This is a genomic window from Burkholderia sp. WP9, assembly GCF_900104795.1.
Taxonomy (GTDB): Bacteria; Pseudomonadota; Gammaproteobacteria; order Burkholderiales; family Burkholderiaceae; genus Paraburkholderia.
The window spans coordinates 4,567,728-4,588,925 of the sequence record NZ_FNTG01000001.1; the positions used below are offsets into that span (position 1 = coordinate 4,567,728).

21 protein-coding genes are annotated in these 21,198 nt (G+C 61.7%); 12 read left to right on the forward strand and 9 right to left on the reverse strand.

The genetic code is table 11. The features are described from left to right. Nucleotides 1-119 precede the first annotated feature (119 nt). From BLW71_RS20380 to nadC, 3 genes are all read left to right on the forward strand, one after another. Complete coding sequence (locus tag BLW71_RS20380) at nt 120-1,316, forward strand: DesA family fatty acid desaturase (protein ID WP_091799705.1); 1,197 nt, start codon at nt 120-122, stop codon at nt 1,314-1,316. A gap of 130 nt (nt 1,317-1,446) precedes the next feature. After that, complete coding sequence (gene nadA / locus BLW71_RS20385) at nt 1,447-2,586, forward strand: quinolinate synthase NadA (RefSeq protein WP_091799708.1); 1,140 nt, start codon at nt 1,447-1,449, stop codon at nt 2,584-2,586. After that, nucleotides 2,586-3,485, forward strand: a complete 900-nt coding sequence (nadC, locus tag BLW71_RS20390; RefSeq protein WP_091799711.1) for a carboxylating nicotinate-nucleotide diphosphorylase — start codon at nt 2,586-2,588, stop codon at nt 3,483-3,485. The genes nadA and nadC overlap by 1 nt, the downstream gene beginning before the upstream one ends. Before the next feature lie 88 nt (nt 3,486-3,573). Here the strand turns inward: nadC and nadB are convergent, their stop codons facing one another. The 4 genes from nadB to radC form a co-directional block, all read right to left on the reverse strand. Further along, on the reverse strand, nt 3,574-5,172 hold the full coding sequence (gene nadB / locus BLW71_RS20395; RefSeq protein WP_091799715.1) for an L-aspartate oxidase: 1,599 nt from the start codon (nt 5,170-5,172) through the stop codon (nt 3,574-3,576). Between the two features lie 269 nt (nt 5,173-5,441). After that, nucleotides 5,442-5,609 (reverse strand): 50S ribosomal protein L33, encoded by a 168-nt coding sequence (gene rpmG / locus BLW71_RS20400; RefSeq protein ID WP_007180630.1) that lies wholly within the window; start codon nt 5,607-5,609, stop codon nt 5,442-5,444. A 10-nt stretch (nt 5,610-5,619) separates the two neighbouring features. Continuing rightward, nucleotides 5,620-5,853: a 50S ribosomal protein L28 gene (rpmB, locus tag BLW71_RS20405; RefSeq protein ID WP_007180631.1), complete on the reverse strand. Its 234-nt coding sequence runs from the start codon at nt 5,851-5,853 to the stop codon at nt 5,620-5,622. Nucleotides 5,854-6,093: 240 nt separating this feature from the next. Further along, nucleotides 6,094-6,873 carry a RadC family protein gene (gene radC / locus BLW71_RS20410; protein WP_091799717.1) on the reverse strand — a complete coding sequence of 260 codons (780 nt, stop codon included), beginning with the start codon at nt 6,871-6,873 and terminating at the stop codon, nt 6,094-6,096. A 200-nt stretch (nt 6,874-7,073) separates the two neighbouring features. Between radC and BLW71_RS20415 the strand changes: the two genes are divergently transcribed. From BLW71_RS20415 to BLW71_RS20445, 7 genes are all read left to right on the forward strand, one after another. Further along, complete coding sequence (locus BLW71_RS20415) at nt 7,074-7,529, forward strand: FKBP-type peptidyl-prolyl cis-trans isomerase (RefSeq protein ID WP_091799719.1); 456 nt, start codon at nt 7,074-7,076, stop codon at nt 7,527-7,529. Nucleotides 7,530-7,531: 2 nt separating this feature from the next. Next, entirely contained in the window at nt 7,532-8,491 is a 960-nt protein-coding gene (gene ispH / locus BLW71_RS20420; RefSeq protein WP_091799721.1) for a 4-hydroxy-3-methylbut-2-enyl diphosphate reductase, read from the forward strand. A gap of 541 nt (nt 8,492-9,032) precedes the next feature. After that, nucleotides 9,033-10,232, forward strand: a complete 1,200-nt coding sequence (locus BLW71_RS20425) for a branched-chain amino acid ABC transporter substrate-binding protein (RefSeq protein ID WP_091799723.1) — start codon at nt 9,033-9,035, stop codon at nt 10,230-10,232. Nucleotides 10,233-10,462: 230 nt separating this feature from the next. Further along, nucleotides 10,463-11,413, forward strand: coding sequence for a branched-chain amino acid ABC transporter permease (locus BLW71_RS20430; protein ID WP_091799725.1), 951 nt, complete (start codon nt 10,463-10,465; stop codon nt 11,411-11,413). A gap of 18 nt (nt 11,414-11,431) precedes the next feature. After that, nucleotides 11,432-12,601: a branched-chain amino acid ABC transporter permease gene (locus BLW71_RS20435; protein WP_091799727.1), complete on the forward strand. Its 1,170-nt coding sequence runs from the start codon at nt 11,432-11,434 to the stop codon at nt 12,599-12,601. Between the two features lie 18 nt (nt 12,602-12,619). After that, nucleotides 12,620-13,393 (forward strand): ABC transporter ATP-binding protein, encoded by a 774-nt coding sequence (locus tag BLW71_RS20440; protein ID WP_091799729.1) that lies wholly within the window; start codon nt 12,620-12,622, stop codon nt 13,391-13,393. Next, complete coding sequence (locus tag BLW71_RS20445; RefSeq protein WP_091799731.1) at nt 13,393-14,109, forward strand: ABC transporter ATP-binding protein; 717 nt, start codon at nt 13,393-13,395, stop codon at nt 14,107-14,109. The genes BLW71_RS20440 and BLW71_RS20445 overlap by 1 nt, the downstream gene beginning before the upstream one ends. 81 nt (nt 14,110-14,190) lie before the next feature. On the opposite strand, the gene BLW71_RS20450 is transcribed toward BLW71_RS20445, so the two are convergent. The 3 genes from BLW71_RS20450 to BLW71_RS20460 all read right to left on the reverse strand — a co-directional run bounded on the left by BLW71_RS20450 (nt 14,191) and on the right by BLW71_RS20460 (nt 17,399). Further along, nucleotides 14,191-14,664 carry a GNAT family acetyltransferase gene (locus BLW71_RS20450; RefSeq protein ID WP_091799735.1) on the reverse strand — a complete coding sequence of 158 codons (474 nt, stop codon included), beginning with the start codon at nt 14,662-14,664 and terminating at the stop codon, nt 14,191-14,193. 18 nt (nt 14,665-14,682) lie between these two features. Beyond that, the gene (locus BLW71_RS20455) at nt 14,683-15,867 is read right to left on the reverse strand and encodes an acetylornithine transaminase (protein ID WP_091799738.1); all 1,185 of its coding nucleotides are present in this window, start codon (nt 15,865-15,867) and stop codon (nt 14,683-14,685) included. Between the two features lie 500 nt (nt 15,868-16,367). Beyond that, nucleotides 16,368-17,399 carry a CDP-6-deoxy-delta-3,4-glucoseen reductase gene (locus BLW71_RS20460; protein WP_091799741.1) on the reverse strand — a complete coding sequence of 344 codons (1,032 nt, stop codon included), beginning with the start codon at nt 17,397-17,399 and terminating at the stop codon, nt 16,368-16,370. A gap of 95 nt (nt 17,400-17,494) precedes the next feature. Here BLW71_RS20460 and BLW71_RS20465 point away from each other — a divergent pair, with 95 nt between their 5' ends. Next, the gene (locus tag BLW71_RS20465) at nt 17,495-18,520 is read left to right on the forward strand and encodes an NAD-dependent epimerase/dehydratase family protein (protein ID WP_091799744.1); all 1,026 of its coding nucleotides are present in this window, start codon (nt 17,495-17,497) and stop codon (nt 18,518-18,520) included. Between the two features lie 174 nt (nt 18,521-18,694). Here BLW71_RS20465 and BLW71_RS20470 read toward each other — a convergent pair whose 3' ends face one another. Beyond that, on the reverse strand, nt 18,695-18,883 hold the full coding sequence (locus BLW71_RS20470) for a hypothetical protein (protein ID WP_091799746.1): 189 nt from the start codon (nt 18,881-18,883) through the stop codon (nt 18,695-18,697). Between the two features lie 166 nt (nt 18,884-19,049). Then, nucleotides 19,050-19,760: a pseudouridine synthase gene (locus tag BLW71_RS20475; RefSeq protein ID WP_091801055.1), complete on the reverse strand. Its 711-nt coding sequence runs from the start codon at nt 19,758-19,760 to the stop codon at nt 19,050-19,052. Between the two features lie 104 nt (nt 19,761-19,864). Here BLW71_RS20475 and BLW71_RS20480 point away from each other — a divergent pair, with 104 nt between their 5' ends. Next, a complete protein-coding gene (locus BLW71_RS20480) occupies nt 19,865-21,118 on the forward strand; it encodes an MFS transporter (RefSeq protein ID WP_091799750.1) in 1,254 nt (417 codons plus the stop codon). The last annotated feature ends 80 nt before the right edge of the window (nt 21,119-21,198 follow it).

The window sequence follows — 21,198 nt, forward strand, 5'->3', positions numbered from 1 at the left end:
GTTACAAACACTTGGAACGGTTCCAGTAGAATAACGTCCAATCCCGCTGTATGCTTTCACTTTCTTGACACGCGCAATTTGCGTGTATCTCGTACCTCTCGTTCCACAGGTAAATTGCCTTGTTGAATTCTTTGCTCGATTTTCTTGCCCACGGTCTGTTGCACTTCTCGTGGTGGCAACTCGTGCTGTACACGGCGATCGCGACGCACATCACGATCATCGGCGTGACGGTCTATCTGCATCGCTGCCAGGCGCACCGAGCGCTGGAGCTGCATCCGGTCGTCAGTCATTTTTTCCGTTTCTGGCTGTGGATGACCACGGGCATGTTGACCGGCCAATGGGCTGCGATTCACCGTAAGCATCACGCCAAATGCGAGACGGAAGAAGATCCGCACAGCCCGCAAACGCGCGGCATCTGGAAGGTGCTGCTCGAAGGCGCGGAACTGTATCGCACCGAAGCGAAAAACGAAGAAACGATGCGCAAGTTCAGTCACGGCACGCCGAACGACTGGATGGAGCGTAACGTCTACACCAAGTACCCGATCCTCGGCGTAAGCCTGATGATGGTGCTGAACGTCGCGCTGTTCGGCGTCGTCGGTCTGACGATCTGGGCCGTGCAAATGGTGTGGATCCCGTTCTGGGCTGCCGGCGTGGTCAATGGCCTGGCGCACTTCTGGGGTTACCGCAACTTCAATTCGTCGGATGCCAGCACCAACATTTTCCCGTGGGGCATCATCATTGGCGGTGAAGAGTTGCATAACAATCATCACACGTATGCGACGTCGGCCAAGCTGTCGAACAAATGGTATGAGTTCGATATCGGCTGGATGTACATCCGTATCCTGTCGGCTTTCCGTCTGGCCAAGGTGAAGAAGGTTGCGCCTACGCCGCGCCTGACCACGGGTAAGCTGGTGCTCGATCAGGACACGCTGCAAGCCGTGCTGGCCAACCGCTACGAAGTCATGGCGCGTTACGGCAAGGCGCTCAAGCGCGCCTATCGTCAGGAGTTGGCGCATTTGAAGGAAGTCGGTGCGCGCGAAAAATATCAGCTCATGCGCGGTGCGCGTAGCTGGTTCCACAAGGAAGAAGCCGGTCTCGACGAACCGCAGAAGCGCCAACTGCCGCAAATTTTCGCGAGCAGCCAGAAACTCAAGACGTATATCGACATGCGCAATGAGTTGGCCGCCATGTGGGAACGCTCCAATGCATCGCGCGATCAGTTGCTGATCCAGTTGCAGGACTGGTGTCATCGCGCTGAGCAAAGCGGCATTAAAGCGCTGCAAGAGTTCGCGATGAGATTGCGCCGTTATGCCTGATAGCGAAATCCATTAAAATCTCAGTACGTCACAAAACCCCGCGTTGGCGGGGTTTTGCTTTTTGGGCCGCGGAAACTGCGACGACACGCGATTGATAGTCCGCGGCGGCAGAGCGAAGGCAGAGGAGATCATGGATCAGCAGGCGATCAGGACCGTCGAATACGACCGGCCGCAGGCGCAGGGCACAACCTGCGGAATCGGGCAGGCGTGGGCGAAGGTGCCCGACATGCCGTCGGCGGAACAGAAGGTGGCGCTGAAGGCACGCATCCGCGCATTGCTCGAGCGCGAGAAAGCGGTGCTTGTCGCGCACTATTATGTCGACGCGGAATTACAGGAGCTTGCCGACGAGACCGGCGGCTGCGTGGCCGATTCGCTGGAGATGGCGCGCTTCGGGCGTGATCATGAGGCGCAAACGCTCGTCGTCGCGGGTGTGCGATTCATGGGCGAGACGGCGAAAATTCTGAGTCCGGACAAGCGCATTCTGATGCCGGACCTGGATGCGACCTGCTCGCTCGATCTGGGCTGCCCGGTCGATGAATTCTCGGCTTTTTGCGACGCGCACCCGGATCGCACCGTGGTCGTCTATGCGAACACGAGCGCTGCTGTGAAGGCGCGCGCCGACTGGATGGTGACGTCGTCGATTGGGCTGGAGATCGTTGCCGATCTGCACGCGCGTGGCGAAAAGATTATCTGGGCGCCGGACCGCCACCTGGGCAGTTATATCCAGAACAAGACTGGCGCGGACATGCTGCTGTGGCAAGGTTCGTGTCTGGTGCACGACGAATTCAAGGGCATCGAACTCGATTTGCTGCGCGCCGAATATCCGGGCGCGAAAGTGTTGGTCCACCCGGAGTCGCCAGCCAATGTTGTTGCGCAGGCGGATGTGGTCGGCTCGACCACGCAGTTGATCGACGCCGCGCAGAAGCTCGACGCGACGCATTTCATCGTGGCGACCGATCTCGGCATCTTGCACAAAATGCAGCTCGCCGCGCCCGGCAAGACCTTGATTGCCGCGCCGACCGCCGGCAATAGCGCGACCTGCAAGAGTTGCGCGCACTGCCCGTGGATGGCAATGAATGGCCTCGCGAATCTGGCCGACGTGCTCGAGCGCGGGCACAACGAGATTTTCGTCGATCGTGCGATCGGCGAGCGGGCGCGTTTGCCGATCGACCGGATGCTGGACTTCGCGGCGCGTCACAAGAAGCGCGTGCAGGCGAGCGGCGATCTTGCACGCGACACCCAACTGTATTCGAATGTGGGAGCAGCGTAATGGGGGCGGTTGAGCGCAATCAAGTCGACGCGGTGTCGCCGCTGTTCGCTGAAATTCAGGCGCAGTATGGTGCGGCATTCGACGCCGCATTGGCGCGCAACGTCGCCGATGCACTGGCCGAAGACGTCGGCGCGGGCGACCAGACGGGCCGGCTCGTTCCCGCGGAAGAAGTGCGCGACGCGCGCATCATCGTGCGTGAGGATGCGGTGCTATGCGGCGTGCCGTGGTTCAACGCGGTGATGCGCCAGGTCGATCCGCGTATCGAAGTCCAGTGGCGCTATCGTGAAGGCGACGCCATGAAGGCCGATACAACGGTCTGTGAAATGCGCGGACCCGTGCGCGCATTGTTGACGGCGGAACGCAACGCGCTGAACTTCCTGCAATTGCTCTCGGGCGTGGCAAGCGCGACACGCCGTTATGTCGACGCCATCGCTCACACGCGAACGCGCGTACTCGATACGCGCAAGACGTTGCCGGGCTTGCGGCTCGCGCAGAAATACGCGGTTCGCGTGGGCGGCGGGGCGAATCAACGTCTCGCGCTGTACGACGGCATTCTCATCAAGGAAAACCACATTGCCGCGGCTGGCGGCGTGGGCGCGGCCATGGACGCGGCGCTGGCTCTGAATGCCGGTGTGTCGATCCAGATCGAAGTCGAGACGCTCGCGCAACTGGAAACTGCGCTGTCGCATCTCGCGCAATCCATTCTGCTGGACAATTTTTCGTTCGATGCGATGCGCGAAGCAGTGCGCATTACGGCAGGGCGAGCGGTGCTGGAGGTGTCGGGCGGTGTGAACTTCGATACGGTGCGCACGATTGCGGAAACCGGTGTTGATCGTGTGTCGATCGGCGCGCTGACCAAAGACGTGCGCGCAACGGATTACTCGATGCGGATCGTCTGACGTTCGAACGCAGCCGGTTGTAGAGAATCGCAAAAAGGCCATCGCCGCATCACCCCGGCGATGGCCTTTTCGTTTCAGCTCACCCCAGTCACACGTTGCGGTTGCGGACATGCTCCGGCGAGAGCACCGTCGGCAGCGCTTTGGGCAATGTCGCCGGCCAGTCACGGCTGAAGTGCAAGCCGCGGCTCTCACGCCGCGAACGCGCGCCCTCGACGATCAACGACGCTACATCGACCAGATTGCGCAATTCGAGCAGGTCGCGGCTCACCTTGAAGTTCGCGTAATACTCGTGGATCTCGTCACGCAGCAGGGCGAGCCGGTGCTTGGCTCGTGCGAGGCGCTTGTCGGTCCGTACGATGCCGACGTAATTCCACATCAGCCGGCGCAGTTCGTCCCAGTTGTGCGCAACCACGACTTCTTCGTCCGGATCGGACACGCGGCTCTCGTCCCAATCCGGCAGCGGCGCATGGACGGCGGCGCTAAAACCTTCTTCTTCGATAGCCTGTGCTGCGGAGCGTCCGGTCACGAGGCACTCCAGCAGCGAATTACTGGCAAGCCGGTTCGCGCCATGCAGGCCCGTGCACGACGTTTCGCCGACGGCATAGAGCCCGGCCAGGTCAGTGCGTCCTGCCAGATCGGTTACGACGCCGCCGCACGTGTAGTGCGCGGCCGGCACGACCGGAATCGCTTCCTTGGTGATGTCGATGCCGAATTCCAGGCAGCGCGCCAGAATTGTCGGGAAGTGTTCACGCAGGAATTCCGGCGGTTGATGGCTGATGTCCAGATACACGCAATCAATGCCACGCTTCTTGATTTCGAAGTCGATCGCCCGCGCGACGATATCGCGCGGCGCGAGTTCGGCGCGTTCGTCGTGGTTCGGCATGAAGCGCGTGCCGTCCGGCAGTTTGAGAATGCCGCCTTCGCCGCGTACTGCTTCCGAAATCAGAAACGACTTCGCATATGGATGAAACAGGCAGGTCGGATGGAACTGGATGAACTCCATATTCGACACGCGGCAACCGGCCCGCCACGCCATCGCAATGCCGTCGCCGGTCGCGGTGTCGGGATTCGTGGTGTAGAGATACACCTTGCCGGCGCCGCCAGTGGCGAGCACGGTATGCGGCGCCTCGATCGTGACGGTGCGGCCGCTTTGCAGATCGAGCGCGTAAAGGCCGTGACAGCGCCGTCCTGGCAAACCGAGGCGGTCGGACGTGATGAGGTCGATTGCGTAGTGATCTTCGAGAAGTGTGATGTTCGGATGACGGCGCACCCGCTCGCTGAGCGTGGCCACTACCGCATGGCCCGTGGCGTCTGCTGCATGAATGATCCGGCGATGGCTATGGCCGCCTTCGCGCGTGAGGTGGAAGCCGAGCTCGGCGGCGTCGTCTTTGGTGAACGGCACGCCTTGCGCGATCAGCCATTCGATCGCGGCACGCCCATGTTCGACGATAAAGCGCGTTGCCGCCTCGTCGCACAGGCCGCCACCGGCGATCAGCGTATCGCTGACGTGATTCTCAATGCTGTCCGCCGAGTCCAGAACCGCCGCGATGCCGCCCTGCGCCCAGTCGCTCGCGCCTTCGGTCATCGATCGCTTGGCGACCACTGCAACGCGCCGGTTCTGCGCAAGATTGAGCGCCACGCTCAACCCCGCCAGACCGCTACCGACAATCGCCACATCGAATTCCATTGCCTACATCTCCGTCTTTCGTTTTGCGTTGACGGCGTGCGATTCGCTCGCCGCTAAAACGAGAAAGGATACGCGCCGCGACGGACGAGGGAAAGCTGGCCGAACGGCATAAGACTGTTCGCGTGGGAGAATATGGAGAGACGGCGACGCAAATGGAGATGCGGCAACGCAAAGACCAGAACAAAGACGGCAGCCAAAAACAAAAAAGCCTCGCACGAGTGCGAGGCTTTTCTGCATGTCTTTTGCCTTCGTCAGGCAGGAGCCAAGACTTACTTGATCTTGGTTTCCTTGTACTCAACGTGCTTACGGACGACCGGATCAAACTTCTTGATCAGCATCTTTTCCGGCATGTTGCGTTTGTTCTTCGTCGTCGTGTAGAAGTGACCCGTGCCTGCGGTCGATTCCAACTTGATCTTGTCGCGTGCGCCTTTCGCCATGATTTACTCCTTAGGCTTCACCGCGTGCGCGCAGATCTGCGAGCACAGCGTCGATACCGTTCTTGTCGATCAGGCGCAGGCCGGCGTTCGAAACGCGCAGACGCACCCAACGGTTTTCGCTTTCCACCCAAATACGGCGGTTTTGCAGGTTCGGCAGGAACCGGCGCTTGGTTTTGTTGTTCGCGTGGGAAACGTTGTTGCCGCTCATCGGCGCTTTCCCAGTTACTTGGCATACGCGTGCCATGAGAGCACTCCTAATACGCTAATTCTGAGTTCGAACGCCGTGAAAGTTTCCCGAAAAGAGCCGCGCCGAGTTGTTGATACAACTTTAGACACGTTTCCTTTCCGGAACGCCTTGGTGGCTTCGGAACAGGGGGTTGGAAATAGGCAAACCGGAATTCTAGCAGAAAAAAAGCCGCAAAATCAAACCTTATTTGCGATGCCGCATATGGCGCGACCTCTGCGCGACCCGGTTCGTGCCGTGTCACGGCCAGCCAGCACGGGCGAAGGAGTAGACGCTGTCGGCGCCGATCACCAGATGATCGACCAGTTGCACATCGATCAGCGTGAGGGCGTCGCGCAGTGTGTGCGTCAACCGGCAGTCGCTTGCGCTTGGCTGGACGGCGCCAGAGGGGTGATTATGCGCGACGATCAGGCTGGCCGCATTCAGGCACAGTGCGCGCCTCACGATTTCTCGCGGATACACCGCCATGCGCGTGAGCGTGCCCTGGGCGCTTTCTTCGCAGCGAATCAGCCGATGCCGGGCGTCGAGAAAAAGCGACACGAAAACCTCCTGCGCACGGCCACCGATCAGCAGGCGCAGGTAGCTTTCCACGGCTTCGGGCGAATTCATCAGCGAGCGCGTGCGCATTTTACCGACTAGCGAGCGTCGCGCCATTTCCATGATGGCGAGCAGCTGTGCTTTTTTCGCCGGGCCAATGCCGCGCAGGCCGTCGAAGTCCGTGTAGGTCGCATCGAGCATCGCGCGCAGCGAGCCGAAGCGGTTCAGCAACGCACGCGCGACATTGAAAACGTCGTGGCCCGGCAGTCCCGAGCCCAGTATCAGCACGATCATCTCGGTATCCGACAGCACGCCGGGCCCCTGTTCGATCAGCCGCTCGCGCGGCATGTCGTTTTTAAGCCATTTACCTCGCACTAGCGGCCTCGCCGCAGGCGCGCCGCAAGCCTCCGGGTCGGGCAGTTCGGGGTTGTGTGCGGTCGTGACAACGGGTGCATCGTCAATCAGGGTGGCGTGATCTGCCATATATATAGTGTCCTCCGCTTGGGGTTTGGGGCATGGCCCTGCGCTGCGGCCGCGCGGCAATGCGCGCGACGCGCGCAAGCCGCCGCCCGCTATGTGGCTTACAATAGGCGCTTTGCGCAAGGCACCCCGACGGTTTGCCACACGCGTCGACTGCGCCAGCGGCGCACGCGTGCAGCGCGCTTCGACTGAGCGAGCATTGCATGAGCATCATCGACATTTCCGAAGTGAAACCCGGTTCACACGTGACGCTTCACTACCGGCTTTCCCTTGCCGATGGCGCCGAAGTCATCAGTACCTTCAGCGACAAGCCGGCCACGCTGCTGCTCGGCGCCGGCCAGCTGGCGCCGCCGCTGGAAGATATTCTGCTGGGTTTGAAGGTGGGCCACCATTCGACCTTTCAGCTAGCGCCGGACCAGGCGTTCGGTCCCCGCAATCCGGAATTGATCCAGCGCGTTTCGCTCGCCACGCTGCGAGAAAACAGCATGATCGGCGAGGATTTTTCGCCGGGTGATCTGGTCGAATTCAACGCGCCGGGTGGCGGTCGTTACGCGGGCGTCCTGAAAGAAGTCGGCGAAACGTCGGCCCTGTTCGATTTCAACCACCCGCTTGCCGGCCAGACGCTGGCGTTCGAAGTGAAAATCATCGGGATTCTGTAAACATGAGCATCACGGACACGACTCTTGCTGAAACCGAGATCCTGCTGGCGCAGCCGCGCGGGTTCTGCGCCGGCGTCGACCGGGCGATCGAGATCGTCGAGCGGGCTATCAAGCTGCATGGCTCGCCGATCTACGTGCGTCATGAAATCGTCCATAACGCCTATGTAGTCGAGGATCTGCGCAAGAAGGGTGCGATCTTCATTGAGCGGCTGGAAGAGGTGCCGGCCGGCAATACGGTCATTTTCAGCGCGCATGGCGTGTCGAAGGCTGTGCGTTCCGAGGCCGAGACTCGCGGGCTGCGTGTGTACGACGCTACGTGTCCGCTCGTGACCAAGGTGCATATCGAAGTCGCGAAGATGCGCCAGGACGGTTTCGACATCGTCATGATCGGCCACAAGGGTCATCCTGAAGTGGAAGGCACGATGGGCCAGGCGGGCGAGGGCATGCATCTGGTGGAAGACATCGAAGACGTGCAGGCGTTGCAGTTGGCCGATCCCGAGCGGATCGCCTTCGTTACGCAAACCACCCTGTCGGTTGACGACGCCGCGCAGATCATCAACGCCTTGAAGGCCAAATACCCGTCCATCCGCGAACCGAAAAAGCAGGATATCTGCTACGCCACGCAAAACCGCCAGGATGCGGTGAAGTTCATGGCGCCGCAGTGCGACGTCGTGATCGTGGTGGGCAGCCCGAATAGCTCGAATTCCAACCGGCTGCGCGAGTTGGCCGAAAAGCTCGGTGTGCCTGCTTATATGGTGGACTCGCCAGATCAGATCGATCCGGTGTGGGTCGAAGGCAAGCGCCGCATTGGTGTCACGGCTGGCGCCTCGGCGCCGGAGGTGCTGGCGCAGGCGGTGATCGCCCGTCTGCGTGAGCTCGGCGTGCGCAACGTGCGCGCGCTGGAAGGCATCGAGGAGAACATCGCATTTCCGCTGCCGCGTGGTTTGGGTCTGCCAGCCTGACAATCCGCTGACTGCTGAAAGAAAAGCGCGCCCAAGGGCGCGCTTTTTTTATGTCCGAACCTCAGGCAGCATGTAAGAATAAAGGTGTCAGATCATCGGTTTCAGCCTGTTTTGGTGTCCTCTCACACAAATTTCTTTGAAATGTGATCCGAATTTTTATACCTTTAACTGTGATGCGGCCCCGTTTTATAGGGGCCAAACGGACTACATGTTTTTTTGACGCACTAAGATAGTGCGTGTATCTCGATATCGGTAGAAACGTAATACCTAACGCGAGGCTCGGTGAAATCGGGCGTGCAGGAAATTCGCCGCAACACTTGATGCCATTGGGTGCGACGATGGTGCAACTGATGCACGAAAAACAGTCGCAACCGGGTTGCGCCTTTTGGTGGGTTTCGTTCTCAAAATAAGGTTGCAATGCAGGAAAACCCCACCGGTTCAACAATATTGCCCGTCGCAAAATTGGAGTTACAATGCGCGCGTTCTCAAGGCCTTAGGGTCCCCGAACAATAGATTTTGCAAGGCGCAGGAGACCTACTTAATGCGAGTCAAGTTTGCTTACGCCGTGTCCATCGCGGCCGCGGTCGTGTTGTTGACTGCGTGCGGCAAGAAACAGGATGGCGAGGCGGGAGCGGGTGCATCGGCGGCGAAGGCGGTATCGGCACCCGCTATTGAAGCGACTATCGTGAAGATCGGTCATGCGGCCCCTTTGACGGGCGGGATTGCGCATCTCGGTAAGGACAACGAAAACGGCGCGCGTCTGGCGGTCGAGGAAATCAATACGCAGGGTTTGACCATTGACGGCCACAAGATCCAGTTGGTGCTGGATGCGCAAGACGACGCCGCGGACCCTAAAACGGGCACGGCGGTCGCGCAAAAGCTGGTCGACGATCATGTGGTGGCGGTGGTCGGTCACCTGAATTCGGGCGTGTCGATTCCGGCTTCGAAGATCTATAGCGATGCCAGCATCGTGCAGATCTCGCCGTCGTCGACGAATCCGGCGTACACGCAGCAGGGTTTCAAGACGACCTACCGGGTCGTCGCCACCGACGCGCAGCAAGGTCCGGCGCTCGCCGATTACGCCACGAAGGCGTTGGGCGCCAAACGCATCGCGGTAGTGGACGATGCAACCGCCTACGGTAAGGGGCTCGCGGACGAATTCGCGAAGACCGTACAGGCGAGCGGAGCGAAGATCGTCGCGCGGGAAGCGACGAACGACCGGGCCACGGATTTCCGGGCCATCCTCACAAAGATCAAGAGTGTTCAGCCGGACGTGATCATGTTCGGCGGCATGGACGCGACGGGCGGGCCGTTCACGAAGCAGGCGGCAGCGCTCGGTATCAGGGCAAAAATCCTTGGCGGCGACGGTGTGTGTACCGACAAGGTGGGTGAGCTGGCGGGAACCGCCGTGCAAAACCTGGTCTGTTCGGAAGCGGGCCTCGCGCTTTCGAAGATGGACAAGGGAGCGGACTTCGAAAAGAAGTACGAGGACCGCTTCCACACACCGGTGCAGATTTACGCACCGTTCACGTATGACGCTGTGTACGTGATTGTCGATGCAATGAAGCGCGCTAATTCGATCGAGGCGCCCAAGGTGCTGGCTGCGATGCCGTCGACTGATTACAACGGGTTAATCGGTCACATCGCGTTCGACGACAAGGGTGATTTGAAAGAGGGCGCCATTACGCTTTACGACTTCAAGGACGGTAAAAAAACGGTCCTCGACGTCGTGAAGATGTGATGACGGGACGTTCAGCCTGACGGCACCGAAACCACCCAACGGTGCCGTTTTTGCATCCGCCCAAGGCGAGCCCGCGACTGTCATCCAGTCGCCAAGGCGAACCGGCAGCGGATAACCCTTACCGGTCTTTTACATCAGTACCCGCAGTGCCGTTGAGATTGGCGTACCGCATCACCGCCCACCGGCTGATGAAGAACGCGAATCCAGTCGCACGGGCTAAGGAGCATTAAATGGATATCTTCATCCAGCAGGTTCTCAACGGGCTGGTGCTTGGCAGCGTTTACGCCATCATCGCACTGGGCTATACGATGGTTTACGGCATTCTGGGCATCATCAACTTCGCTCACGGCGATGTGTTGATGGTGGGCGCGATGGTTGCGCTCTCAGCCATAGGCGTGCTGCAGAACCACTTCCCCGGCCTCGGCAATGTGCCGACGCTCGTCATCGCACTGATCATCGCGGCCATTGTGTGCGCGGCGGTCGGTTACACGATCGAGCGCGTGGCCTACCGGCCGTTGCGTAAAGCACCGCGTCTCGCCCCGCTGATCACGGCGATCGGCGTGTCGATCCTGCTGCAGACGCTGGCCATGATGATCTGGTCGCGCAATCCGCTGCCGTTCCCGCAGCTGTTGCCCACCGACCCGCTGAACGTGATCAAGGCCACGGACACGACGCCTGGCGCCGTGATCTCGATGACCGAAATCGTGATCATCGTGGTGGCGTTCCTCGTGATGGGCGGCCTGCTGCTGCTGGTTCACAAGACCAAGCTCGGCCGTGCGATGCGGGCGATCGCCGAGAACCCGGGTAACGCGTCGCTGATGGGCGTGAACCCGAACTTCGTGATCTCGGCCACCTTCATGATCGGCTCGGCGCTTGCCGCTCTGGCCGGCGTGATGATCGCGTCGGAATACGGCAACGCACACTTCTATATGGGCTTCATCCCCGGCCTGAAGGCCTTTACCGCGGCGGTGCTCGGCGGTATCGGCAATCTCGGCGGCGCGATGGTCGGCGGCGTGATTCTGGGCCTGATCGAACAGCTTGGCGCCGGCTATATCGGCAACCTCACCGGCGGTGTGTTCGGTAGTAACTATCAGGACGTGTTCGCCTTTATCGTGCTGATCATCGTGCTGGTGTTCCGTCCGTCGGGCCTGCTCGGCGAACGCGTTGCGGATCGCGCCTGATCCTGGGAGAAAGCAAACATGACCTCAATTCAACCGATCGAGCCGTCCACGACGCTCATCCCTGAGAAGAACCTCACCAAGACGCTGACGGTGGGCATCATCACCGCGATCTTCGTGATCGCGGCGCCGATGATCATCGGCACGGCAGGCGGCAACTACTGGGTCCGCGTGCTCGACTTCGCGATGCTGTACGTGATGCTCGCGCTCGGCCTCAATGTGGTGGTCGGCTTCGCCGGCCTGCTTGACCTGGGCTACATCGCGTTCTACGCGGTCGGCGCCTATACGTCCGCGTTGCTGAGCTCACCGCACCTGGCGTCGCAGTTCGAGTGGATCGCGCATCTCGCGCCGAATGGCCTGCATGTGCCGTTCCTCATCATCGTGCCTTGTGCGATGGCGGTTGCCGCGTTCTTCGGCGTGATTCTCGGCGCACCGACGCTGCGTCTGCGGGGCGACTACCTCGCCATCGTGACGTTGGGCTTCGGGGAAATCGTGCGGATCTTCCTGAACAACCTCGACCGTCCGGTGAACATCACCAACGGTCCGAAGGGGATCACGGCGATCGACCCGGTGCACGTGGGCGACTTCAGCCTCGCGCAGACGCACTCGCTGTTCGGCTTCCAGTTCCCGTCGGTCTACTCGTACTACTACCTGTTCGTGCTCGCCGCGCTGCTGGTGATCTGGGTGTGTACGCGTTTGCAGCACTCGCGTATCGGCCGTGCATGGGCCGCGATCCGCGAAGACGAAATCGCCGCCAAGGCAATGGGCATCAACACCCGTAACGTGAAGCTGCTGGCTTTCGCGATGGGCGCGTCGTTCGGCGGCCTGTCGGGCGCGATGTTCGGTTCGTTCCAGGGCTTCGTGTCGCCGGAATCGTTCACGCTGCCGGAATCGATCGTGGTGCTGGCGTGCGTGGTGCTGGGCGGTATGGGCCACATTCCGGGCGTGATTCTCGGCGCGGTGCTGCTCGCGGTGCTGCCGGAATTCCTGCGCTCGACGATGGGTCCGCTGCAGAACATGATCTTCGGCCACGAAATCGTCGATACGGAAGTGATCCGTCAGCTGGTCTACGCACTCGCCATGGTGCTGATCATGCTGTACCGCTCCGAAGGCTTGTGGCCGTCGCCCAAGCATGAAGACAAGATCGCGAAACTGTCGAAGCGTAACGGCAAGAAGCCGGTGCGGGCCTAACGGACTGGGAGAATAAATATGAGCGATAACATTCGACTGTCCGTCAAAGGCGTGAACAAACGCTTCGGCGGTTTGCAGGCGCTGTCCGATGTCGGTCTCGAGATCAAGTCGGGCCAGATTTACGGTCTGATCGGCCCGAACGGCGCCGGCAAGACCACCTTCTTCAACGTGATCACGGGCCTGTACACGCCGGATTCGGGCGAGTTCAAGCTCGACGGCACGCCGTACACGCCGACCGCTGTGTATCAGGTGGCGAAGGCGGGCATTGCGCGTACGTTCCAGAACATCCGTCTCTTTGGCGGCATGACCGCGCTGGAAAACGTGATGGTCGGGCGCCACGTGCGCACGAAGCACGGTCTGCTGGGCGCGGTGTTCCAGACGCCCGCGGAGCGCAAGGAAGAGCGTGAAATCAAGGAACGCGCGATCGAACTGCTGGAGTACGTCGGCATTGCGCAGTACGCGGACTACACGTCGCGCAATCTGTCGTACGGTCACCAGCGCCGTCTGGAAATCGCCCGCGCATTGGCAACGGATCCGAAGCTGCTCGCGCTGGACGAACCGGCTGCCGGCATGAACGCGACGGAAAAGGTCGAGCTGACCAAGCTGCTCGACAAGATCCGCGCCGACGGCAAGACGATCCTGCTGATCGAACACGACGTGAAACTCGTGATGGGTCTGTGCAACCAGATGACGGTGCTCGACTACGGCAAGGTGATTGCTCAGGGTCTGCCGCAGGACGTGCAGAAGGATCCGAAGGTGATCGAAGCTTATCTGGGTGCGGGGGTCCACTAATGGCAACGGCAATGTTGAAAATCAAGGGCCTGCAGGTCAATTACGGCGGCATTCAGGCAGTCAAGGGTATCGATCTCGAAGTCGCGCAGGGCGAACTGGTCACGCTGATCGGCGCGAACGGCGCGGGCAAGACCACGACGATGAAGGCGATCACGGGGCTGAAGCCGTACACGATCGGCGACATCGAGTACATGGGCGAGTCGATCAAGGGCATTCCGCCGCACCTGTTGCTCAAGCGCGGTCTCGCGATGGTGCCGGAAGGGCGCGGCATCTTCGCGCGCATGTCGATCGTCGAGAACATGCAGATGGGCGCTTATCTGCGTACCGACACGGAGGGCATCAAGGCAGACGTGGATCGCATGTTCGGCTTCTTCCCGCGTCTGAAAGAACGCGCGACGCAATACGCGGGCACGCTGTCGGGCGGCGAACAGCAGATGCTGGCCATGGCGCGCGCGATCATCTCGCGTCCCAAGCTGTTGCTGCTGGACGAACCGTCGATGGGACTGTCGCCGATCATGGTCGAGAAGATCTTCGAAGTGGTGCGGGCGATTTCGGCTGAAGGCATGACCGTGCTGCTGGTCGAGCAGAACGCGCGTCTGGCGTTGCAGGCGGCGAATCGCGGCTACGTGATGGACTCGGGTCTGGTCACGATGTCGGGTGACGCGAAGCAGATGCTGGATGATCCGAAGGTGCGGGCGGCTTATCTGGGTGAATAAGCCCGGTTAGTTTGCTGTGCATATGAAAAAAGGTCGCATGCGTTTTCGCATGCGACCTTTTTCATTGGGCGTAACGCTAATCTAGGCGCTGGCGGCAACGGGATCCGCCAATTCACCCAGGCGTTTGCCGAGACTGATCACCGCGTCGGCGCGATAACCGAGCGCCTCGTAAAACGCGCGCACGTCGGCCTTCGCGGATAGAACCTGCAGATTCAGCTTCGGACAGCCACGCTGCGTGAGCGCGTTTTCGACATGCGCGACGAGACGCGTGCCGATTCCATGACGGCGCAGCGACTCATCCACCGCGAGCGAATACAGCCAGCCGCGATGGCCGTCGTAGCCGCCCATCACCGTGCCGACGATGCGTTCGCCGAGCGCCGCGACAAAGAACAGCTCCGGCTGCGTCGCCAGCTTGTTGGCGATCGACAGATGCGGATTGCGCTGCGGCTTCGTGGCGTCCCGATACTCAGGGAAGGCTTGTTGCCACAGCGTGACCACGGCATCAGTGTCGCTCGCGTCGAAGCACCGGATCGATAATGTTGCGCTCGACGTCATATACGCTGTCCTGGTCGATTACAGCGTGTCGAGAATCGAACGCAGCATCGCCATCATCTGGTCGATTTCTTCGGTGGTCACATTCAGCGCCGGCATGAAGCGCAGCAGGTTCGGACGCGCCGCGTTCAGCAGCAGGCCGTCAGGCTGCATGTCGCGCGCCTTTTCGACGATCTGGTTGCCGATATCCTTGCCGAGCAGCAGCGCGCGCAGCAGGCCTTCACCACGTTCGCCCTTGAAGCCGCGTTCTTCCGACAACTCCAGCAGTTTCGAACGCAGATACTCGCCGCGCGCCCGCACGCCTTCGAGGAAGCCCGGCGCGGTGAGCTGCGAGATCACCGAGTAGCCGACTGCCGTCATCAACGGATTGCCGTTGTAGGTGCCGCCCTGGTCGCCCGCTTCGAAAATGGCGACCTCCGCCTTCGAGAGCAGCGCCGCGAGCGGCACGCCGCCGCCGATGCCCTTGCCGAGCGTCATGATGTCCGGCTCGATGCCCGACAACTCGTACGCGAACAGCGTGCCCGCGCGGCCGCAGCCGCTTTGCACTTCGTCGACGATCAGCAGCAGGTTGTGCTTTTTCGTCAGCTCGCGCAGTTGCTGCATGAACTCGCGCGTCGCGGGAATCACGCCGCCTTCGCCCTGGATCGGTTCGAGCATGACGGCAACGGTTTTCGCGTTGATGAGCTTCTCGACCGACGCGATGTCGTTCAGGTCCGCCTTCGGAAAGCCCGGCACTTGCGGTGCGTAGATCGTGTCCCAGCCCGGCTTGCCGCTGGCCGACATGGTGGCGAGCGTGCGGCCGTGGAAGCTGTGGTCGAACGTGATGATCTCGAACGCGCCGTCCTTGAACTTCTTGCCCCACTTGCGCGCGAGCTTGATTGCGCCTTCGTTGGCTTCGGCGCCGCTGTTCGCGAAGAACACCTTGTCGAAGCAGCTGTGCTGGGTGAGCAGGCCGGCAAGTTTTGCCATCGGCTCGTTGTAGAAGGCCGGCGACGGGTTGATGAGCAATTGCGCCTGTTTGTTCAGCGCTTCGATCATGCCGTCGTTGCAGTGACCGAGACTGTTCACCGCCCAGCCCTGGATGAAGTCCAGATATCGCTTGCCGTTGTTGTCGTAGAGCCACGAGCCTTTGCCGTGCGTGAAAACGATTTCGGGCCGGTTCGTGATGTACATCAGCGACTCGATCGGATACTCATTGAAATTCATGACGGCAGGCTCCAGACAGCGGGGGTGAAGGGTGGATGAAGTTGGCCAACTACGAAATAAGAGCCGGAAAAACAGAAAAGCCACGGCATGCCGTGGCTTTCATGATTCGAACAGCTTGCGCCTTTGTGTGGCGCGAATCCGTGACGAAGCCAGCGGCGTCCCTAGGGAAGCGGCGAGCGGCGACGTCGAAGTTCGGACTGGATGCGGTTCATGCGCGAAAGAATACGACAAGGAAAGCGCTGGTGTAAACCATGAATTTGCGTCGGGCGGATATTTCTTCCGCCGAAAGAAGCGATGTTGCTTGCCGATTATAGGATGTGCGGCTGACTAAGATGTGACGGCGGCGGGTTGATCTGCTTGTCAGGCGGGCATGATTTAGCTCGGAATCGAGACATGCGTCGCCGCGAAACATCAATGCGCGAAGCGCGGCTGTCTGCATAGCCGCGCTTCCAGAAACGCACACGGCGAGCACCGACGCTCACGCGCCGACGCACCTCCCATCAAACCGGATTGGCCAGATCCGCCGCGCTCGTGAACGAATCCGCGTAGAACTCGTCTTCCGGCAGTCCATGATGCTGCGTGAAATCGCGCTGCGCCGACTCGACCATCACCGGCGCGCCGCACGCATACACCTGATACGCCGACAGGTCCGGCAAGTCTTCGATCACCGCGCGATGCACGAAGCCGACGCGGCCCGTCCATGCGTCGCTCGCGTCCGGCTCCGACAGTACCGGCACGAACTTGAAGTTCGGAATCTCGCGCGCCCATTGTTCGGCGAGTTCGAGCAGATACAGATCTTTCTTGCGGCGTGCGCCCCAGTAAAGTGTCATCGGCCGGTTCAGGTTCTTGAACACCGCGTGTTCGATGATCGCCTTCAGCGGCGCGAAGCCCGTACCCGACGCGAGCAGCACGATCGGCTTGTCCGAATCTTCGCGCAGGAAGAACGTGCCGAGCGGCGCTTCGAAGCGCAGAATGTCGCGCTCTTTCATGGTGTTGAATACGTGATCGGTGAAAGCGCCGCCGGGCATGTGACGGATGTGCAATTCGATCGGGCCTTCCGCGTGCGGTGCATTCGCCATGGAATAGCTGCGACGCTTGCCGTCTTTCAGAATGAATTCCAGGTATTGACCGGCGAGATATTGCAGACGCTCATTGGCGGGCAATTGCAGCTTCAGCACGATGACGTCGTCGGCCTTGCGCTCGATTGCGTTCACGCGGCACGGCAGCTTCTTGACCTGCACGTCGCCGACGCCGGCCACTTCGCGAATGTCCACTTCGAGATCGGTGCAGGCGGTCGCGCAGCAGAAAAGCGCCATGCCGCGCGTCTTTTCGTCGTTCGACAAAGCCGACGACGAATGCGCGCGCTGCTCGATTTCGCCGCTGACCACAGTGCCCTTGCATGAGCCGCAGGCGCCGTTCTTGCAACCGTAGGGCAGGCCGATGCCCTGGCGCAAGGCGGCGCTCAGCACCGGTTCGTCCTGTTCCACCTGAAACTGCCGGCCGGTTTGCCGGAGCGTGACGTTAAATGCCATAGAGTGTTCGAAATCGAAAAGTCGGTAATCGTTATCGGACTCGCCGTATCCACCGCGCGATACCTGTCGCGCTTGACGGCTACAATGCGTCCACCATGAAAGCGACACGAAACTTCCGCCGGCCACGTGTGTTGATCGTAGGTTGCGGCGATGTGGGCATGCGCTGCGTGCCCTTACTACAACCGCGCGCGCACGTCTTTGCACTGACCAGTCATGCCGGGCGCAGCGCCGAACTTCGCACGGCGGGCGTCACGCCGCTGGTCGGCGATCTCGATGTGCGCCGCAGCCTGAAACGGCTCGCGGGCCTCGCGCCGACGGTGCTGCATCTCGCGCCGCCGCAGAAATCCGGCGACGACGACCGCCGTACCCGCGCCTTGCTCGCTACGCTAGGCGCGCGCCGCGCTTCAGCGCTACGGGCCGCGCGTGGCATGGTGGCGCCAGTTGGGCGGTTGCGCCGCGTTCGTGCCTCGTGGGCGGGATCTGAAACAGCCGATATTGTACCCGACGGGGTGCGCCGGACCGCTGGTTCGCACGCACCCGTGCGCCTGGTGTACGCGAGCACGACGGGCGTCTATGGCGACTGCGGCGGCGCGTGGATCGACGAGACGCGTGTGACGCAGCCGGCCAACGCGCGCGCCAAGCGCCGTGTCTCGGCCGAGCGGCAATTGCGGCGCGCGACGGCGCGCGGCGCTGTTACGGCGAGCATCGCGCGAATTCCGGGTATTTATGCGGGCAATCGTCTGCCGCTCGCGCGGCTCGAAAGAGGCACGCCGGCCCTGATCGATGCCGACGACGTCTACACCAATCACATTCACGCCGACGATCTGGCCGCGATCCTCGTGCGACTCGCCACGCACGGACGGCCGGGGCGGGTGGTCCACGCGTCCGACGACTCATCGCTAAAAATGGGCGAGTACTTCGACGAAGTGGCCGATGCGTTCGGACTGCCGCGTGCGCCGCGCATTACGCGGGCCGAAGCGGAGCGGCAGATCGAGCCGACCTTGCTGTCTTTCATGCGTGAGTCGAGGCGGCTCCTGAACCGGCGTCTCAAACAGGAATTGAGGGTGCGCTTACGCTATCCGAGCGTCGAAGATTTTTTGCGTAAAGGCGTAAAGGCGTAAAGGCCTAAAGGCGTGAAGGCGTGAAGGCGTGAAGGCGTGAAGGCGTGAAGGCGTGACAGCCTGCACGCAAGAGAAGGAAGAAAAGCACGGCAAAAAGCCATCCTCCCAGGCATCGCCCGGACAATTCCGCCCGCGCCGTGCCCGCTGCCTCGGCGCCGCGCGGCTTCGCGATGCCTACGTCAGCGCAGGCAATGCTTCCAGCAGCACGAAACAGAGCATCGCGCCGATCAGTGCGCCGATCAGGTTCGGCTGATAGTTGTGCCGCAGCCGCATCATGACCAGCAATCCGCCGATCAGGACCAGCCCGAAGCACAGAAAAGCAACCATCACGGACGAAATCTGAAAGCTGTCGTGGATGACCATGGTGCCCTCCCTGAACTCTTTGTAGTCTTTGTTTAAACGAGTATAGGGCGACATGTAAGCAAGATCATGCTGCGGCGCAGCGCCTGGGCCCGCGGCATGCACGCTGAGTGCACAGACGCGCACGCGTTTTCCTGTTGCATCAAGGCCTTAAAGGGCCACTACCGGTTTACCCGCTCCGTAAAGATCCGAGGTCGGTTTCGTCGAGCCATTGCCATGCGCCCGGTGCAAGCGCTTCGGGCAACGCGAGGCCGCCGATCCGCTCGCGATGCAGCGCCTCGCACCGGTTGCCCGCTGCCGCGATCATCCGCTTGACCTGGTGATACTTGCCTTCCATCACGGTGAGCGCGAGCGTGTGAGCGCCGCGCGCCTGGGCGTCCACAGCGGCAATCGGTTTGGCCTCGCCGTGCAGCAGCACGCCGTCGCGCAGCGCGCTCAATTGCGCGTCGTCGACTGGATGGCGCGTGGTGGCGACATACACCTTGGGCACCTTGCGTTTGGGCGAGGTGAACAGGTGCACGAACTTGCCGTCGTCGGAGAGCAGCAGCAGGCCGGTCGTGTCCTGATCCAGCCGTCCCACGCATTGCACGCCGCGCTCGGCGAACTGCGGCGGCAGCAGGCTGAACACGCTCAGATGATGCTGCGGATCGCGCGAACATTCGTATCCCGCCGGCTTGTTCAGAAGCAGATAGGCGTGCTCGCGATACGGCCAAACCACACCGTCCACGCTGAAGGAGAACGTGCTGTCGCCGATCGGGAAATCGGCGTCGGCATCGGTGCAGACTGCGCCGCCGATGCTCACGCGCGCGTCGGCGATCAGCGCGCGGCATTGACGGCGCGAGCCGAACCCTTGAGTGAAGAGAATGCTTTCGAGATTCATGGCGAGCGAAGAATAACACCGCAAGAAGCGGAGCGCCCCGCTGCGCGAGTCGGACCACGATGAACGCCTTTGCTTCACTTCATTCACGTCGCCGGAGTTCATCGATGCTCGCTACCTCTTCCACCTCATCCGCGCAGCGTTTGCCGGCCGCATTCAGGCGGCTCGCGTGGTCGAACCTCGTCGCGCAATCCGCCGAGCAGATCAGCCTCGCGGCCGCGCCACTCGTGGCGGTCTTCGCACTCGGCGCCGACGCGCGCGACACGGGCCTGTTGCAAACCGCGCAGACGTTGCCGTTCCTGTTGCTGTCGATACCGCTCGGCGTCTGGGCCGACCGCCGCTCGCGCCGCACGCTGATGACGCTCGCCGAAAGCGTGCGCGTGTTCGCCATGCTGTGCGTGCTGCTGCTCGTCATGACTCACGCGCTGAGCCTGCCGCTTCTCGCCGCGCTCGGTTTCATCGCCGCGACCGGCACGGTGGCCTACAACGTCGCCGCGCCTTCACTGGTGCCCGCGCTCGTGCCGCGCGAAGCGTACGCCGGCGCGAACGGCCGGCTCGAACTCGCGCGCAGCGTGGCGTATTCGGCCGGGCCGGCGCTCGGTGGGCTGCTGGTCGGCTGGATCGGCGCGGGTTGGGCGTATGGCTGCGCGGCCGCGCTGTCCGCACTGGCCGTCGCGTTGCTGGCGGGCTTGCGTGAACCGCCGCGCGTGGTGGCGCCGCAGCGACATTTCATGCTGGAACTGCGCGACGGTACGCGTTTCGTGCTGCGCGATGCGCTGCTGCGTCCCATGCTCGCGACGGCGGTGTTCTTCAACCTCGGCTTCTTCGTACTGCAAGCGGTGTACGTGCCCTACGCGGTGCATCGGCTGGGTCTGACCGCTTCCGCGGTTGGCGTGACGCTCGGCGCCTACGGTGTCGGCATGGTGTGCGGCGCGCTGGCCGCACCGGCCATCGCGCGATGCCTTGCGTTCGGCCGTGTGCTGATCATCGGGCCGTCGTGCGGATTGCTCGCCTCGCTCGTGATGGTGGCGACGCTCGTTGTGCCGTCGTTCTGGCTGGCCATGTCGAGCTTTTTCCTGCTCGGCGCGGGACCGATTCTGTGGGTGGTCGGCTCGACCACCCTGCGCCAGGCGATCACGCCCGAACGGATGATGGGCCGCGTGTCCGCGCTCAACAGTACCGCGACGTACGGCGCGCGGCCGCTCGGCGCGTTGCTCGGCGCGGCGATCAGTTCGCGCTGGGGCATGGACGCGTGTCTGGTCGCGGCGGCGGCAGCCTTCCTCGCGCAGGCATTGATCATCTTCATGTCGCCGGCGGCGCGGCTCGCGCGCATTCCAGAGCAAAGCGCCGCGGTTTGCTGAAAACCGATTTTCAGGCGGCCGCGCGCCTGCGTGGATGGGATACGTCTTTCGGACGCGGTTCATCCGTGAAAACCCTCGAA

Bases quoted from the DNA above. Each gene is read 5' to 3' on its own strand.
- nadA (WP_091799708.1), top strand. From the start codon at position 1,447: ATGGATCAGCAGGCGATCAGGACCGTCGAATACGACCGGCCGCAGGCG.
- nadC (WP_091799711.1), top strand. From the start codon at position 2,586: ATGGGGGCGGTTGAGCGCAATCAAGTCGACGCGGTGTCGCCGCTGTTC.
- nadB (WP_091799715.1), bottom strand. From the start codon at position 5,172: ATGGAATTCGATGTGGCGATTGTCGGTAGCGGTCTGGCGGGGTTGAGC.
- rpmG (WP_007180630.1), bottom strand. From the start codon at position 5,609: ATGGCGAAAGGCGCACGCGACAAGATCAAGTTGGAATCGACCGCAGGC.
- rpmB (WP_007180631.1), bottom strand. From the start codon at position 5,853: ATGGCACGCGTATGCCAAGTAACTGGGAAAGCGCCGATGAGCGGCAAC.
- radC (WP_091799717.1), bottom strand. From the start codon at position 6,873: ATGGCAGATCACGCCACCCTGATTGACGATGCACCCGTTGTCACGACC.
- BLW71_RS20415 (WP_091799719.1), top strand. From the start codon at position 7,074: ATGAGCATCATCGACATTTCCGAAGTGAAACCCGGTTCACACGTGACG.
- ispH (WP_091799721.1), top strand. From the start codon at position 7,532: ATGAGCATCACGGACACGACTCTTGCTGAAACCGAGATCCTGCTGGCG.
- BLW71_RS20425 (WP_091799723.1), top strand. From the start codon at position 9,033: ATGCGAGTCAAGTTTGCTTACGCCGTGTCCATCGCGGCCGCGGTCGTG.
- BLW71_RS20430 (WP_091799725.1), top strand. From the start codon at position 10,463: ATGGATATCTTCATCCAGCAGGTTCTCAACGGGCTGGTGCTTGGCAGC.
- BLW71_RS20435 (WP_091799727.1), top strand. From the start codon at position 11,432: ATGACCTCAATTCAACCGATCGAGCCGTCCACGACGCTCATCCCTGAG.
- BLW71_RS20440 (WP_091799729.1), top strand. From the start codon at position 12,620: ATGAGCGATAACATTCGACTGTCCGTCAAAGGCGTGAACAAACGCTTC.
- BLW71_RS20445 (WP_091799731.1), top strand. From the start codon at position 13,393: ATGGCAACGGCAATGTTGAAAATCAAGGGCCTGCAGGTCAATTACGGC.
- BLW71_RS20450 (WP_091799735.1), bottom strand. From the start codon at position 14,664: ATGACGTCGAGCGCAACATTATCGATCCGGTGCTTCGACGCGAGCGAC.
- BLW71_RS20455 (WP_091799738.1), bottom strand. From the start codon at position 15,867: ATGAATTTCAATGAGTATCCGATCGAGTCGCTGATGTACATCACGAAC.
- BLW71_RS20460 (WP_091799741.1), bottom strand. From the start codon at position 17,399: ATGGCATTTAACGTCACGCTCCGGCAAACCGGCCGGCAGTTTCAGGTG.
- BLW71_RS20465 (WP_091799744.1), top strand. From the start codon at position 17,495: ATGAAAGCGACACGAAACTTCCGCCGGCCACGTGTGTTGATCGTAGGT.
- BLW71_RS20470 (WP_091799746.1), bottom strand. From the start codon at position 18,883: ATGGTCATCCACGACAGCTTTCAGATTTCGTCCGTGATGGTTGCTTTT.
- BLW71_RS20475 (WP_091801055.1), bottom strand. From the start codon at position 19,760: ATGAATCTCGAAAGCATTCTCTTCACTCAAGGGTTCGGCTCGCGCCGT.
- BLW71_RS20480 (WP_091799750.1), top strand. From the start codon at position 19,865: ATGCTCGCTACCTCTTCCACCTCATCCGCGCAGCGTTTGCCGGCCGCA.